The 16,735-nt window shown below is 71.2% G+C and carries 4 protein-coding genes; all 4 read left to right on the top strand.

The features are described from left to right. Window positions 1-42 precede the first annotated feature (42 nt). From SACXIDRAFT_RS08685 to SACXIDRAFT_RS08670, 4 genes are read left to right on the top strand one after another with little or no spacing between them, the layout of a single operon-like run. Complete coding sequence (locus tag SACXIDRAFT_RS08685) at window positions 43-1,458, top strand: lysine N(6)-hydroxylase/L-ornithine N(5)-oxygenase family protein (RefSeq protein ID WP_006238174.1); 1,416 nt, start codon at window positions 43-45, stop codon at window positions 1,456-1,458. Continuing rightward, window positions 1,430-2,398: an iron-siderophore ABC transporter substrate-binding protein gene (locus SACXIDRAFT_RS08680; protein WP_232285274.1), complete on the top strand. Its 969-nt coding sequence runs from the start codon at window positions 1,430-1,432 to the stop codon at window positions 2,396-2,398. Before SACXIDRAFT_RS08685 ends, SACXIDRAFT_RS08680 begins: the two co-directional genes overlap by 29 nt. Continuing rightward, entirely contained in the window at window positions 2,395-16,326 is a 13,932-nt protein-coding gene (locus SACXIDRAFT_RS08675; RefSeq protein WP_006238172.1) for a non-ribosomal peptide synthetase, read from the top strand. Before SACXIDRAFT_RS08680 ends, SACXIDRAFT_RS08675 begins: the two co-directional genes overlap by 4 nt. Further along, window positions 16,323-16,517, top strand: a complete 195-nt coding sequence (locus SACXIDRAFT_RS08670; protein WP_006238171.1) for an MbtH family protein — start codon at window positions 16,323-16,325, stop codon at window positions 16,515-16,517. The genes SACXIDRAFT_RS08675 and SACXIDRAFT_RS08670 overlap by 4 nt, the downstream gene beginning before the upstream one ends. Window positions 16,518-16,735: the final 218 nt, after the last annotated feature.

Genomic DNA, 16,735 nt, shown 5'->3' with positions numbered 1-16,735 from the left:
GGGTTGCCTACGTTCTGAGCTGTCGATCGATGGGGCGCGTGAATGTCCGAGGTGCAGCGAGGCGAGCGAGAGATCCTTGACCTGCTCGGAGTCGGGTTCGGTCCGTCCAATCTGGCGCTCGCGATCGCCGTGTCCGAACGCAACTCCTCGGTGCCGGCGCGGTCGCGACTTCGCGCCCGGTTTCTCGAGCGGCAGGAGTCCTTCGGCTGGCACAGGGGAATGCTGATCGACGACGCGACCATGCAGGTCTCGTTCCTCAAAGACCTGGTGACCCTTCGCGACCCGGCCAGCGACTTCAGCTTCCTGTCCTACCTGCACGCGAAGGGCCGTCTTGTGGATTTCGTCAACCACAAGACCTTGTTCCCGCTACGCGTGGAGTTCCACGACTACTTCGGCTGGGCCGCCGAGCGCGTCGGTGACCTCGTCGAGTACGGCACGGAGGTCACGGCGGTGCGGCCCGTTGCCGAGGGCCGTGAGATCACGCGGTTCGACGTGCTCACCGGTGACGGCGAGGTGTACTCCGCGCGCAACGTCGTGATCGCCACGGGCCTTGTGCCGTCGCTTCCGGAAGGGCTGCGCGCGTCGGACAGGGTGTGGCACAACGCCGAACTGCTGGACAAACTCGACGGTTTGGACGATTCGGCGCGGTTCGTCGTCATCGGTGCGGGGCAGAGCGCGGCGGAGACGACGGCGCTGCTGCACGAGCGCTTCACCGGAGCACAGGTGTGTGCCGTCTTCTCCCGGTACGGGTACAGCCCTTCTGACGACAGCCCTTTCGCCAACCGGGTCTTCGACCCTTTGGCCGTCGATGAGTTCCACGGCGCGCCGCAGGACGTGCGCGACCGCCTGCTGGCCTATCACGCGAACACGAACTACTCGGTCGTCGATCTCGATCTCATCGAGGACCTCTACCGCAGGTACTACCGCGAGAAGGTGCTCGGAGAGCGACGGTTGCGCGTGTTCAACGCATCGAGGGTGACCGGCGTGGTGGAGGACGGCGACGGCGTGCGCGTCACCGTGGAGTCGCTGACGACGGGGCGACGCACGGTGCTCGACGCCGACGCCGTCGTCTGCGCCACCGGCTACCGCCACGGCGACGTGACGGCCCTCCTCGGCGACACCGCATCGATGCTGCGCCGGGACGAGGCGGGAAGGCCGCTCGTGGCACGGGACTACCGCCTGCTCACCGAGCCCGCCTGCGGTGCGGCTCTCTACGTCCAGGGTGGCGCGACCGAACACAGCCACGGCATTACGTCGTCGCTGCTGTCGAACAACGCCGTGCGGTCCAAGGAGATCCTCGACTCGATCGCCGCGAGCGCATCGTCCACATCGAACAGAAAGGACCACATCGATGTCACCCACTCGCACTGCGGGAACGCGGAGACGCGGCCGGTTGCCGGCATGGGTGCCGGTCTGGGTGCTGGCGCTCGTGGTGGTAGGATGCGGCGCTCCGGCTGACGACGCGCGCGGAGCCGAAACGCCCCCCGTACCGGCGGCGGAACCAGGCGCTTTTCCCGTCACCATCGAGCACAAGTACGGCAGCACCGAGATCACCGAGGCGCCGAAGAGGGTCGTCACACTCGGCCTCTCCGACCAGGACGCCGCACTCGCGCTCGGGGTCAGGCCGGTGGGAGTCATCGACTGGTTCGGCGAACGCCCCTACGGCGCGTGGCCGTGGACCGAGAAGCGGTGGGGTTCCTACCAGCCCACGATCGTCGGCGAGCGCGACGAGTACGCCATGGAGCGGATCGCCGAGCTGGAGCCGGACCTCATCGTCGCGCAGTACTCCGGCATGAGCAGGCAGCAGTACGACTCGCTGTCCCGGATCGCTGACGTGGTGGCCCAACCGGGTCGCTACCCCGACTACGCCGCCCCGTGGCAGGAGATGACCAGGCGCATCGGCACCGCGCTGGGCTTTCCCGCCCGCACGGAGCGGCTGATCGAAGAGACCGAGGAGCAGTTCGCCGAGGTGCGCGAGGAACATCCCGAGTTCGCGCAGCAGACGGTGGCGGTGGCCGACAGCTTCGAACCCGGCAAGTACTCGGCGTTCACCAGCAGCGATCCCAAGGCGATCTTCTTCGAGGAGCTGGGTTTCAAACTGCACGACCGCATCGACGACATCGCCGAGGACGGAGCGAACGTCGCCGAGCTGAGTGCGGAGCGACTCGACGTGCTCGACGTGGACCGGCTGATCTGGGTGACCTCCAGCGAGGAGGCGAACGAGCGCATCAGGGCGGAGCCGATGTACCAGCGGCTCGCCGTGCACACGGCAGGCAGGGACGTGTTCGTGCCGTACGAGGACCCGGACATCGGCGCGGCGTTCTCGTTCAACACGGTGCTGTCCATTCCGTACGCCATCGACGAGATGGTGCCGAGGTTGGTGGCGGGTAACCCATGAGCTTTCCCCTGACCCGCGCGCAGTCCGGGATCTGGACGGCGCAGCAGCTCTCGCCGGACGATCCCGTGTACAACATCGCCTGGTACCTGGACCTTCGCGCGGACGTGGACACGAAGCGGCTGCGGTCGGCGATCGCCGACACGGTGAGCGAGGCGGAGTGCCTGCACGTCCGGTTCCGGATCGACGGCGGCGGAGTCAGGCAGTGGCGTCTGCCGGCGAAAGTGCGCGTCGATGAGGTGGACGTCAGCGCGGAGCCGGACCCGGAGGCGGCGGCGATTCGCTGGATGGACGCCGATCGCGCCCGGGTCGGCGACCTCGCGAGTGAGCCGCCGTATCGGCAGGCACTGTTGCGGCTGGCAGCCGACCGCGTGTGGTGGTACCAGCGCTATCACCACCTCGTGCTCGACGCCTACGGCTGCCAGCTGCTGACGCGCAGGGCGGGGCAGCGGTATGCGGGCCGCGACGGCGCGGGCTTCGGGCCTTTTGAGGCGTTGACGAGGGCCGATGTGGAGTATCGCGGCGGCGAGCGGTACGAGGCCGACCGCGAGTACTGGCTCGCGCGGCTCGCCGACCGGCCACAGGCTGTGCGGCTCGTGCGAAGGCGGACGGGCACCCGGAACCGGCGGGCCGTGCTGCTCGACCGGCACCGGTCGTCGGCGCTGCGGGAGTTCGCCGACGGTACCGGACAGCGGGTCTCCGGTGCGGTGCTCGCCGCCGTCGCCGCCTACACCCACCGGGCGACCGGCGCCACGGATGTGCTGCTCAGCGTTCCGATCACCGCTCGTGACGCCGCGGTCAGGGACGTGCCGGGCATGGCGTCGAACGTGCTGCCGCTGCGGGTCACGGTGCGGCCGTGGACGAGTGCCGGGGAACTGGCGGCCGAGGTCGGTGGCGCGGTGGCGGAGCTGCTGCGCCACGGGCGCTACCGGGGCGAGGACCTCGCGCGCGACCTCGGATACGCCGATGGGCTCGCCGGTCTCGCGGGGCCTGCGGTGAACGTGCTCGGATTCCTGCGGTCGCTGCGGTTCGGCGACCTGCCGCCCGAGGTAGTGGAGTTGCGTGACCTCGCACTCGGGCCCGTTCCGGACCTGTCGGTGGCCGTGTACGAGCGGGCGGGCGATGAGCGACTCCTCGTGCAACTCGACGCCGCGTGCGCCGCCGACGAGTTGGAGGAGCACGAGGGGCGACTGCTCACCGTGTTCGACACGCTGACCGAGCACCCGAGCAGGCCGCTCGGCGCGATCGACCTGCTGCGGGCCAGCGAACGGCGGCGCTTGCTGACCGACTTCGCCGGGGCGACACGCGACGTGGCCGAACGCGGCTGGCCGCAGGCGTTCGAGGCGCGGGTCGCGTGCGCACCCGACGCCGTGGCCGTGGTGTGCGAGGACGAAAGGCTCACCTACGCCGAACTCAACGCTGCGGCGAACCGCTTCGCGCGGTGGCTGCGCGCCGACGGAGTCCGAGCCGGTGACGTGGTGGGCGTCGCGGTGCCCCGCTCGGCCGACCTCGTGGTGGCGTTGCTCGGGGTGCTCAAGGCTGGCGCCGCCTACCTGCCGCTCGACCCGGGTTTGCCTGCCGAGCGGCTGGACTTCCTCGTCACCGACTCGCGCGCGCGGACCGTCGTCGAGGCGGTGGATCACCGGAAGCTCGCCGCGTATGACGCGGGCGACCTCGACGTCGAGATACCGCTCTCCTCCGCCGCGTACGTGATCTACACGTCGGGCTCGACGGGCGTGCCGAAAGGTGTCGTGGTGTCGCACGAGGGCATCGGCAGCCTCGTCGCCACCGCCGTCGATCGTCTCGGCGTCAACGCGGACAGCAGGGTGGCGCAGTTCGCGTCGGTGGGCTTCGACGTCGCCGTGTGGGACCTGACCATGTCGTTGTGCGTCGGCGGGTGCGCCGTCGTCGTGCCGGAGTGGCGCCGCGTTCCGGGAAGGGAACTCACCGGCTACCTCACCGAGCACGGCGTGACGCACATGATCCTGCCGCCGTCACTGGTGGTGGCGTTGCCTGACGACGCGGAGCTGCCCGAGGGAGCGGTGCTTGTGGTGGGCACCGAGACGGTGCCGCCGGAGCTGGTCGCGCGCTGGTCGAAGCGGCTGCGGGTCGTGGCGGCCTACGGGCTCACCGAGGCCACCGTGAACTCGACGCTCTGGCACGCGGAACCGGGCTGGAGTGAGCCGGTGCCCATCGGCAGGCCGGACCCGAACACTCGCGTGTACGTGCTCGACACCGCGTTGCGGCCGGTCGGCATCGGGGAGGCCGGCGAGCTCTACGTGGGGGGACGTGGCCTCGCGCTCGGCTATCTGGGCCGGTCCGCGCTCACGGCGCAGCGGTTCGTCGCCGACCCGTTCGGTGTGGCGGGGGCACGCATGTACCGCACCGGCGACCGCGTGCGCTGGCGCGCGGACGGGGTCCTCGACTTCCTCGGCAGGACGGATGACCAGGTGAAGATCCGGGGACACCGGGTCGAACCGGCCGAGGTGGAGCGCGCACTGCTCGCGCATCCCGAGGTGCGGCAGGCCGTCGTGGTGGCCCGCGAGGACCAGCGCGGCGTGCGCAGGCTTGTCGCGTACACGGTCGGTGAGGCGAAACCCCGTGCGGTGCGTGACTTCGTGGCAGAGCGGCTTCCTGCTCACCTTGTGCCGGGCGTGGTGCTGCCGGTGGAGGTCCTGCCGCTGACGGCCAACGGCAAGGTGGACCGGCGCGCCCTTCCCGACCCGGACTGGACGGCGCTCGCCTCGTCGGGCCAACCCACGACGCCGCGGCAGCGGGAACTCGCCGCGCTCATGGCCGAGGTGCTCGGCCTGCCCGAGGTGGGGGTGGACGACGACTTCTTCGCGCTCGGCGGCGACAGCCTCGTGGCCGTCCGGTTCGTGCGGCGCGCGAGAGAGCTGGGCACGGAACTGAGTCCCCGCGACGTCTTCGAGCGGCCCACGGTGGCCGGGCTGGCGAGCGTCGCACGTCCGGTTCGATCCGGGTCCATTGTGGACGCAGGAGCTGTGCGCTCGGGTGCTTCGGGTGCCGTGGACTCGGGCACTGTGTACTCGGGCACTGTGGGCGTCGCCGGCGTGAGCGCCGTGGAACTCGGGGCCAGGCGCATCGACACCACCGGCCTCGGCGGCGAGTTGCCGGTGTCGCCGTTGCAGGAGGGCTTCTTCTTCCACGCAGCCTTCCGTGCCGAAGGGGAGGACGACCCCTACGTGGTCCGGGTGGTGGCCGAGCTGGCCGAGGGCACGTCACCGGAGCTGGTCAGGGCGCGGCTGGCGCGCCTGCTCGACCGGCATCCACTGCTGCGCGCGGGATTCCGGCAGTCGGGCGAGGGACGCGTGACCCAACACATCCCCGAGCACGTGGAGCTTCCGTGGCGGGAGGTGGCCGATCTTTCCGGGGACGGAGGCACAGCCGCGCCCACGTCGGTACCGGACAACACGCCCACGATCGGGAACCCGGCCATCGCCGCCGCTGCGGCTGAGGCCGCCGCCCTTGACGCCGTCGAGGCCGTCGCAGCCGATCCCGCTGACGCCGCCGTCGCCGAAGGTGCTGATGCCGCTGCCGCCGATGACGGCGACTTCGACCTGTCGCAGCCGCCGTTGCTGCGCGCGACCCTGGTGGGTTCCTCGACACTCGTGCTGAGGTTGCACCACCTCGTGGTGGATGGCTGGTCGCTGGCCCTGCTACTGCGTGAACTCGGTGAGCCCGACCTCGCGCTCCCGCCACCGCCGGACGTCCGGCCCTACCTCGCATGGCTCGCGCGGCTGGACACCACCGAGGCCGCGTCGGTGTGGCGCACCGCGCTGGCCGGGGCCGAGCCGACGAGGGTGTTCACCGGCCGGTTCGGGGCGACCAACGGGCTCGGGACCCACCTTCGGGCCGGTGAGGAGAACCTTGGCCAGGTCGGCGACCTCGACGTCCGGATCGACGCCGGGCTGACCCACCGGCTCACCATGCTGGCCCGCGAGCGGGGGCTTACCCTCGGCACGCTCGTGCACGGCGTGTGGGGGTTGCTACTCACCGAGCTGACAGGGCGTACCGACGTGGTGTTCGGCAGCACCGTCGCGGGCCGTCACGTGCTGGTGGACGGCATCGAGGCCATGGCCGGATTGTTCGCCAACACGGTGCCTGCCCGGTTCCGGGTTCGTGGCGAGGACACCCTGTGTTCGGCGCTCACCCGCTGGCAGCGCGAGCAGTCGGCGTTGCTCGACCACCAGCAGGTGCGGCTCACCGACCTGCACAGGGACGCCGGGGAGCTGTTCGACACGCTCGTCGTCGTCGAGAACCAGCCCCGGACCGGCGACTCGTTTCTATTGGCCGCCGTGGCGGTCCACGACACCGTGCATTACCCGCTGGCGCTGGTGGCGTACCCGGCGCCGCGGCTGCTGCTGCGGTTCAAGTACCGCATCGGAGAGTCCGCGACGCGCCGGATCGCCGACCGCTACGTGGCGATCCTGCGTGCGCTGGCCGACGACCCGGACACCGGGATCGCCGCACTGCGTCCGGCATCCACAAAGGACTCCGAAGGGCACGCCACGGCCGAGCGCCGGATTCGCGCGAGGACGCTGGTGCGGGCCTTCGCCGATCAGGTCGCGGACACGCCTGATGCCGTCGCGGTGAGCGCGTGGGACGGTCACCTCACCTATGCCGCGCTCGATCGCGAGTCCCGTGGACTCGCCGAGGTGCTGCGGGCGCGCGGCGCGGGCCCGGGGCAGGTGGTGGCCGTGGCGGTCGCGAGGTCCGCCGACCTACTGGTGGCGTTGCTCGCCGTGTTGCGCACGGGTGCCGCGTACCTGCCGCTCGACCCGGACCACCCTCGGCAGCGCCGTGACTACCTGCTCTCCGACTCGGGCGCGCGGCTCGTCGTCACCGACGGCAGTGCGGCGGTGGCCTGCGATGCGGCGTGCGACCTGGAGTACGTCGCGGTGGGCGAGCGGGGCGAGCCCTGCGGAGTCCCGCTTCCGGAACCGGCGCTCGACGACCCCGCCTACGTCATCCACACCTCCGGTTCGACGGGCCTGCCGAAGGGCGTCGTGGTGACGCATCGGGCCGTTGACAACCGGCTGGAGTGGATGCGGTGCCACTACGGATTCGACAGCGACGACCGGGTGCTTCAGAAGACCCCGATCAGCTTCGACGTGTCGGTGTGGGAGTTGTTCCTGCCACTGCGTGTCGGCGCGCGGGTGGTGATGGCCCGGCCCGGTGGCCATCGCGACCCCGCGTACCTCGCCGACGTCGTGCGCGCCGAAGGTGTCACGACACTGCATTTCGTGCCGTCGATGCTGGCGGCGTTCGTGACAGCCGTGCGGGAAGGAGGCTGGGCGGCGAGCCTGCGCAGGGCCTTCGCCAGCGGTGAGGCGTTGCCGGGGGACGTGGCGCGCCGGTGGCGGGAGCTCACGGGTGTGCCGCTGCACAACCTGTACGGGCCGACGGAGGCGGCGATCGACGTCACCTGGCACCGCGCGCCGGTAGTGCCGCTCTCGGGGAACCGGGTCGCCGACGACGAGGCGACCGTGCCCATCGGCAAGCCGGTGTGGAACACACGGACATACGTCCTCGACCCGCTGCTGCGGCCGGTCGCCGACGGCGTCGCGGGTGAGCTGTACCTCGCCGGGGTGCAACTCGCGCTCGGCTACCACGGGCGTTCCGGGTTGACGGCCGAGCGGTTCGTGGCGAATCCGTTCGGCCAGCCCGGTTCCGTCATGTACCGCACCGGCGATCTGGTGCTGCGAAGGCCGGACGGCGTACTCGTCTACCTCGGTCGCACCGACCGGCAGGTGAAGGTGCGGGGCAACCGGGTCGAGCCCGGTGAGGTGGAGGCCGCGCTGACGCGGGTGGCCGGTGTGTCGAGGGCCGCGGTGGCCGTCGCGGACGGAACGCTGGTCGGCTACGTCGTGCCGTCCGCGCCGGGGTTGTCGCAGGGTGTGGTGCGGGACGCGGTGGCGCGGATGCTCCCGCAGGCACTCGTGCCCGGCGCGATCGTGCTGCTCGATGACCTGCCGCTGACGCCGAGCGGGAAGCTCGACCTCGCGGCGCTGCCCGCCCCTGAGGCGGCCACCTCGCCGGATGAGCCCCGCACCGAGCGGGAGCGCGTGCTGTGCGAGGCGATGGCCGACGTTCTCGGGCTGCGGGCGGTCGGCCCTGACGACGACTTCTTCGTCGTCGGCGGCGACAGTCTCACCGCCATCGCCGTGTCGAGCCGCGCTCGCGAGTCCGGGTTGTTGATCGGGCCTCGGGAGGTCTTCGAGCTGCGCACCCCGTCCGCGCTGGCGGCGAGGGCGAGCGAACTCGGCGCACTCGACACGGCGGATCGCACACCCGCGCCGGTGGCGGTCGAGCTGACCGAGGCTCAGCTCGCCCACCTCACCGCGCTGGCGGGGCACCCGATCAGCGACGTATGGCCGCTGTCGCCGTTGCAGGAAGGGCTGTACTTCCACGCCACCTACGACGCGGCGGAACTCGACGTCTACGTGTCGCAGGAGCGTCTCGACCTCGACCGTCGTATCGAGCTGCCCCGGCTGCGGGCGGCGTGCGCGGCGCTGCTCGACCGGCATCCCGTCCTGCGCGCCGGGTTCACCGGGGACGGGGCGGCACGTCCCGTGCAGTACCTGGCCGACGGCGTGGAGGTGCCGATCATCGAGCACGTCGTGGACGGCGAGGACGAGGCTTCGGAAACCCTCGCGCTCGACCGCAGGCGGCGGTTCGATCTCACCCAACCTCCGCTGTTCCGGCTGCTCGTGCTGCGGATGCCGGACGGGCGCGACCGGCTGGTGGTGACCCACCACCTCGTGCTCTGGGACGGCTGGTCGGCCTGGTTGGTGCTTGAGGACTTGCTGTCGCTCTACGAGGGGCAGCGCGATCTGCCGAGGCCGGGGTCGTACCGCGATTACCTCGCCTGGCTCGCCACCCAGGACGACGGCGCCGCGCTCGACGCCTGGCGCGCGACGCTGGCGGGTCTCACCGAACCGACGCTGCTCGGGGGCGAGAATGCGAGGCCGAGCATCCCCGCCGACGTGCATGCCACGTTGTCGCGCCAGGACAGTGACCTGATTCGGGTGTGGGCGCGTGAGCGCGGCCTGACCCTCGGCACCGTGCTGAGCACCGCGTGGGCACTTCTGCTCTGCACGGTCACGGGTCGCGACGACGTCGTGTTCGGGGCGGTGGTGTCGGGCCGCCCCGCCGAGGTACCCGGCGCGGACACGGCAGTGGGGATGTTCCTCAACACCGTGCCGCAGCGGGTGCGGCTCGACCCCGACGAGCGGGTGGGGGCGCTGCTGCGCCGAGTGCAGGCAGAACGCGCCGCGACTCTGCCGTATTCGCATGCTGGGCTCGCGGACATCCAGCGCGCGGTGGGCACCCGCACGTTGTTCGACACGTTGTTCGTGCTGCGCGCCGACGACGGCGAGCGCAGGACCGAGCGGCTCAGGACGCGGCACGGGGTCCTCGGCATATCCAATGTGGACGGCACGCATTACGCGGCGAGCCTCATCGTGACGCCGGGGCAGCGGCTGCGGGTCACGCTCGCCGTCCGGCCCGACGCGCTGGACACCGAGGCCGCGAACCGCCTCCTCGACAGGTTCGTCACCGTGGTACGGCGGCTGGCGGACGGCGAGGACGTGCGGGTTGGCGCGCTCGACCTGCTGACGCGAGACGAGCAGGCCGCCGTCGTGGAGAGCTGGCGGGGGCCCTGCGCCGACGTCGGAACCGAGACCGTGGCCGATCTGCTGGCGCACACCGCGGCGAGGAATCCGGGAGCGACGGCGCTCGTGTGCGGCGACGACACGGTGACCTACGCCGAACTCGACGGGCGCGTCAACCGCATGGCCCGGCTGCTGCTCGCCCGAGGTGCCGCGCCGGAACGGATCGTGGCACTGGCGTTGCCGAGGTCCGTGGACCTGGTCGTGGCGTTGTTCGCCGTGCTGCGCACAGGTGCCGCGTACCTGCCGCTCGATCTCGACCACCCGGCCGAACGACTGGCCTGGATGGTCGGGGAATGCGACCCGGTGTGTGTGCTCACCTCCTCGCACGGACCCGCCGTGCCGAAACTTTCCGGTCGCACCGTGGACCTCGCCGACGACGCCGTGTCGGCTGAGCTGGCCGGATTCTCCGAGGGCCCGATCCACGACGACGAGTGCCCCGCCTTCGCGGCCGATCGGCCCGGCAGGCTCGGCCACCCCGCCTACGTCATCCACACTTCAGGTTCGACCGGCAGACCCAAGGGCGTGGTCACGCCCTACCTGGGGCTGACGAACATGGTGATCAACCACAGGGAGCGCATCTTCGCTCCCGTCGTCGCGTCGGCGGGAGGGCGAAGACTGCGCGTCGCACACACCGTGTCGTTCGCGTTCGACATGTCGTGGGAGGAACTGCTGTGGCTCGTCGAGGGCCACGAGGTGCACATCTGCGACGAGGATCTGCGCCGGGACGCCGAAGCGCTCGTGGCCTACTGCGAGAAGCACCGCGTTGACGTCGTCAACGTGACGCCGACGTATGCCGAACTGCTCATCGAGGCCGGGCTGCTGGACGGCCACGTGCCACCGCTGGTGTTGCTGGGCGGCGAGGCGGTGCCGGATTCGCTGTGGCGCACGCTGAACACCACCGAGGGCACCGAGGGCTACAACCTCTACGGGCCGACCGAGTACACCATCAACACGCTCGGCGCATCGACGCGCGACAGCACCACGCCCACCGTGGGAACGCCGATTCTCAATACACGCGCGTACGTGCTCGACACGCACCTGCGGCCGGTGCCGGACGGCACACCCGGTGAGTTGTACATCGCGGGTGCCGGGCTCGCCCGCGGCTACCACCGGCGTCCCGCGTTGACGGCGGAGAGGTTCGTCGCCGACCCGTTCGGCCCTCCGGGAGGCCGTATGTACCGCACCGGTGATCTGGTGCGCAGGCGATCGAACGGGATGCTCGACTTCCTCGGCCGCACCGACGACCAGGTGAAAATCAGGGGCCACCGTGTCGAGCCGGGCGAGGTGGCCTGTGTGTTGCGCGAGCACGCGGACGTCGCACATGCCGCCGTGGTGGCGCGCGACGGCCGCCTCGTCGGCTACGTCGTGCGGCGAGGCAGGGAAGGCAGGGAAGGTGCGCGAGGCACCGGCAACGGCGAAGTCACCGAAGACATCGGACTGTCGTTGCGGGCCTGGTTGCGGACCCGGCTGCCCGAGTACCTCGTGCCGGGCGCCGTCGTCGAGGTCGGCGCGCTGCCACTCACCGTCAACGGCAAACTCGACGTCGCCGCCCTGCCGCTCCCGGAGCGCGACCCTGCGAGCGGGAGCAGAGCAAGCCGCGCGCCGAGCACCCACGAGCAACGTGTGCTGTGTGAACTGTTCGCCGAGTTGCTCGACGCGCCCGGGGTCGGCATCGACGACGATTTCTTCGACCTCGGCGGGCATTCGCTGGTGGCGACGAGGCTCATCGGCAGGGCGAGGGCCGCGCTGAGCGCGGAGCTGTCCTTGCGCGATCTCTTCGAGGCACCGACGGTCGCCGCGCTCGCCGGGCGGCTCCGTGAGCGCGTGCGTCCCCCGCTCGTCCCGCTGAGTGCGGAGCCGGAAGCCCGGCAGGAGTGGCCCGCCTCTCCCGCGCAGCGGCGGTTGTGGCTGCTCCACACCGGTTACGGGGCAGGGGCCGCCTACCACTTCCCGCTCGTGCTGCGGCTTGCCGGCACCTTCGACGTCGCGGCATGGCGGGAGGCGGTCGCGGACGTCGTGGGCAGGCACGAGGCGTTGCGCACCGTGTTCGCCGAACGGGACGGCGAACCGGTGCAGCGGGTGCTCACCTCGGTGAGTCTCGACGTGGAGTTCACCGAGGTGGCCGACGGAGCCGACCTCGCCGCGCGCGTGCGGCACGCGGTCGCACGGCCGTTCGACCTGACGCGGGAGCTGCCGATCCGCTGTTCGGTGCTGCGGGTCTCGGAGCGGGAGCACGTCGTCGCGCTGGTGCTGCACCACATCACCACCGACGAATGGTCCGACCGGCCGCTGCTGCGCGACCTCGCCACCGCCTACGCGGCTCGCCACAGCGGTGAGCTGCCGGACTGGCCGCCGCTGCCCGTTCGCTACGTCGATTACACGCTCTGGCAGAGGCGGCTGCTCGACGCCGTGGAGGAACGGCAGCTGCGGTACTGGCAGGACACGCTCGCCTCGGCACCCGAGGAGATCGACCTGCCCTACGACCGGCCACGTCCGGCGCGGCCCACCTTCCGAGGCGCAGCCGTGGAGTTCGACCTCGACCCGGCGGCGTGCGCGCGGTTGCGGGAACTCGGCCGCGACAGCGGGGCCACGATGTTCATGGTGCTCCACGCCGCCGTGGCCACCCTCCTCACGCGACTCGGCGCCGGTACCGACCTCCCGCTGGGCACACCCGTCGCCGGCCGCGACGAGGCCGCACTCGACGAGGTCGTCGGCTTCTTCGTCAACACACTCGTGCTGCGCACCGACACCGGAGGCGATCCGACGTTCACCGAGCTGGTGCGGCGGGTGGTCGAGACCGACCTCGCCGCGTTCGCCAACGCCGACGTGCCGTTCGAGGCCGTCGTCCGGCGGCTGCGGCCGTCCCGCTCGCTCGCGCGCAACCCGCTGTTCGACGTGATGATCGGCTACCACGACCGGGTCGGCGCCGATTTCGCGCTCGAAGGGCTCGACGCGGAGTTCGTGCGGCACGAGGGAGGCACGGCGAAGTTCGACCTCGTGTTCGCCTTCACCGAATGGGACAGCCGGGTGTCGTGCCGCATCGAGTACAGCACCGACCTCTTCGACGCCGCGACGGTGTCCGCGCTCGCGGGCCGCCTCGGCCGTGTCGTCGTGGAGGCCGCGCGACGCCCCGACGTGCCGATCGGTGACCTCGACGTGATGTCCGGCAGCGAACGCGCACTGGTGTGCGGGCAGTTCGCGACAGCGCCGCGCGACGTCGTGGAGCTGTCGCTTCCCGCGCTGTTCGTGCGGGCGGCCGAGGAAAGGGCCGGCGCCGTGGCCGTCGTGGACGGCGATCGCGTGCTGACGTACGCGGAGCTCGACGCCCGCGTCAACCGCATCGCCCGGCAGCTCGCCGATCTCGGTGTCGGCGTGGGCAGTGTGGTGGGAGTCGCGGTGCCGAGGTCGGCCGAGACCGTCGCCGCGGTGCTGGCGACGGCGAAGCTCGGGGCCGCGTTCCTGCCGATCGACGTCGCCCACCCTCGGGACCGCCTCGCATACGTGATCTCCGACGCGGGAGCCGACGTGGTGGTGGCCACCGACGAGGCGCGCCACCGGCTGCCGTCGGGGATTTCCGTCGTGGCCCCGGCCGCGCTGTCCGAGGCAGGACAGGACGACCGGCCCGTCGAGGTCGCGGTGTCGTCGCTCGACCAAGCCGCCTACGTGATCTACACGTCCGGTTCGACGGGCAGGCCCAAGGGCGTCGTGCTCACCCACGACGGCATCGCCAGCCTGCTGGCCACCGCGATCGACCGCATGGACCTCACCCAGGAATCCCGGGTGTTGCAGTTCGCCTCGATCGGCTTCGACGTGTTCGTGTTCGAACTCGTCATGGCGTTGTGCCACGGCGGGCGCCTCGTCATCGCGCCCGACCACACGAGAGCACCCGAAGCCGCGCTCACCGAATTCCTGACCGCGCAGGGCATCACGCACGCGATCCTGCCGCCGTCACTGCTGTCGGCGCTGCCGGACGACTGCCGCCTGCCGCGCGGCTGCACCGTCCTCGTTGGAACCGAGACGGTGTCTCCCGAACTGGTGCGCAGGCGGGCAGGCGAGGTGAACCTCATCGCCGCGTACGGGCTGACCGAGGCCACGGTGAACTCGACACTGTGGCAGGCGAAGCAGGACCTGCGCGGGCCGGTGCCCATCGGAAGGCCGGACCCCGGCACCGAGTGTTTCGTGCTCGACACCCGGCTTCGGCCGGTGCCTGTCGGTGTGGTCGGCGAGCTGTACGTCGCGGGGCGCGGGCTGGCGCGCGGCTACCTCGGCAAGCCGGGGCTGACGGCGGAAAGGTTCGTCGCCAACCCGTTCGGAGCCGGCGGAGCGCGCATGTACCGCACGGGAGATCGCGTGCGGTGGCGCGCCGACGGCACTCTCGACTTCCTCGGGCGCGGCGACGACCAGGTGAAGATCCGAGGTTTCCGCGTCGAGCCCGGCGAGGTCGAGGCCGCGCTCGCCGAGCACGCGTCCGTGCGGCAGGCCGCCGTCGTGCCGCACCGGGACGGCGACGTGGTGCGGCTCGTCGGCTACGTCGTCACCGAAGGGAGCACTCCCGACCTCGACTGGCGTGAGCACCTGCGGTCGCGGCTGCCCGACTACCTGATTCCCGCCACGGTGGTGCGGCTCGAAGGACCGCTGCCGCTGACTCCCAACGGCAAGCTCGACCGCACGGCACTGCCGCTGCCCGACTGGAACGCGCTCACCGGCGACGACCGGCCCCGCGACGAGCGCGAACGCGTGCTCGCCGCGCTGTTCGCCCAGGTGCTCGGGCTGGACGACGTCGGAGTGCGCGACGACTTCTTCCGGCTCGGCGGGCACTCGCTGGCGGTGATGCGGCTGCTCGGGCGGCTGCGTGCGGCCTTCGCCGTCGAGATCACGGTGGCGGACTTCTTCGACTCTCCGACCGTGGCGGGGCTCGCCGAACTGCTCCGCAACAGGGCAGGTGACCGCGTGCGACACCAGGTGCCGGTCCGCCGTCGCGGCCACGACACCGCGCTCGCGCCGCCACAGCGCTGGCAGTGGGCACAGTACCGGCGCCACGGCGGCTTCGACCACGCGCTGGCGTTGCGCTCGAACGCGCGGTTCGACGTCGAGGCGATGGAGCGCGCACTCGCCGACGTCGCCCAGCGGCACGAGCCGTTGCGCACCCGGTTCGTGGTGGGGCACAACGGGGTCGAGCGGCACCTCGGGGCGGCGCCCTGCCTCCTTGTCGAGTCCGATGTGGACAAAGTCGGTCCGGTGCTACGGAGGCTCGCGCGTTCCGGCTGCTCGCTCGCCGACGAACCGCCGCTGCGGGCGACGCTGGTGCGAGGAGCGGAGGAGGATGTGCTGCTGCTCGCCATGCACTACCTCGCTGTGGACGAGTGGTCGGTGGTGCCGCTGCTGCGGGACCTGAACACGGCGTACTCGGCACGGCTCTCCGGAACGTCACCGTGCTGGGAGCCGCTGCCCCTCTCCTACGGTGACTACGCCGCCTGGGCCGGGGAGGTCACCGCGAAAGAGGTGACGGACACGAGCCTGGACCACTGGCGCGAGACGTTGGCGGGTGTCGGCGACCTCGCGTTGCCGCAGCGCACCGGCGAAGAAGGCAACGTCGTGCCGTTCACCGTCGGCGCGGACCTCGCGAACGCGCTGGCACGAGTGGCCAGGGCCAACGGCGTGAGCCGGTTCATGATGATGCTGGCCGCGACGGTGAGGGCGCTCGCGGCGCGCGGCGCGGGCGCGGACGTGCCGCTGGCGGCCCTCGTGGCAGGCAGGCCCGAGGAACGGCTCACCGATCTGGTCGGCTGCTTCGCTGATCCCGTCGTCCTGCGCACGGATCTCTCGGATCGGCCGGGCACGGGAGAGTTGCTCGCCAGGGTGCGTGGCGCGACCCTCACCGCGCTCGCGCACGCAGGCGTGCCGTTCGCCGACGTTGTAGAGGCGACGGGCGTGCGGCCGAGGGTGCTGCTCGTCCAGCACGAACAGGCCCACCTCCCCGAACTGGAAGGCGGCCTCGGCGCGCTGGAGGCCGTTCCGACGGCGATGGCGACGTGGGACCTGACGCTGAGCTTCTACGAGCCCCGCCAGAGGGAGGGCGGCGACCTCCACTGCTACCTCGCCCACGCGGGCGGCGTGCTCGACGGGGCGGGGGCGGAGTCGCTCGTGACCGAGTTGACCGCCGCACTGACCGAACTGGCTGAGCCAGCCGAATCGGCCGCACCGGCCGACGACCGGAAGGACGAAAATCGATGACGAATCCGTTCGACGACGCAGAGGGGCGCTTCCTCGTGCTGGTGAACGACGAGGACCAGCACTCGCTGTGGCCGTCGTTCGCCGACGTGCCCGATGGCTGGCGCGTGGTGTTCGGCGAGGACAGTAGGCAAGCCTGCCTCGACTACGTGGAGACCAACTGGACCGACCTGCGCCCGGCCAGCCTGAGGTAACCGAAACCGTCCCGGGCGTGTCCGCACTTCCTGTACGTGTGTCCGCACTTGCTGTACGCCAGTCCGCACTTCCTGTACGTGTGTCCGCACTTCTCGCACGTGTGTTTGCACTTCTCGCACGTGTGCCGCAGGCCGGAACGCCGCTGCCACGTCTCGCGCGGACGAACCCGGAGGCGGTCTTGTGTCACCTCCTCACCCGGCACCGTCCTGCTGACGTC

Origin of the sequence: Saccharomonospora xinjiangensis XJ-54, assembly GCF_000258175.1 — a bacterium.
Lineage (GTDB): Bacteria > Actinomycetota > Actinomycetes > Mycobacteriales > Pseudonocardiaceae > Saccharomonospora > Saccharomonospora xinjiangensis.
The sequence above is the reverse complement of the archived record's forward strand: the minus strand, read 5'-3'. Positions and strand labels throughout refer to the sequence as shown.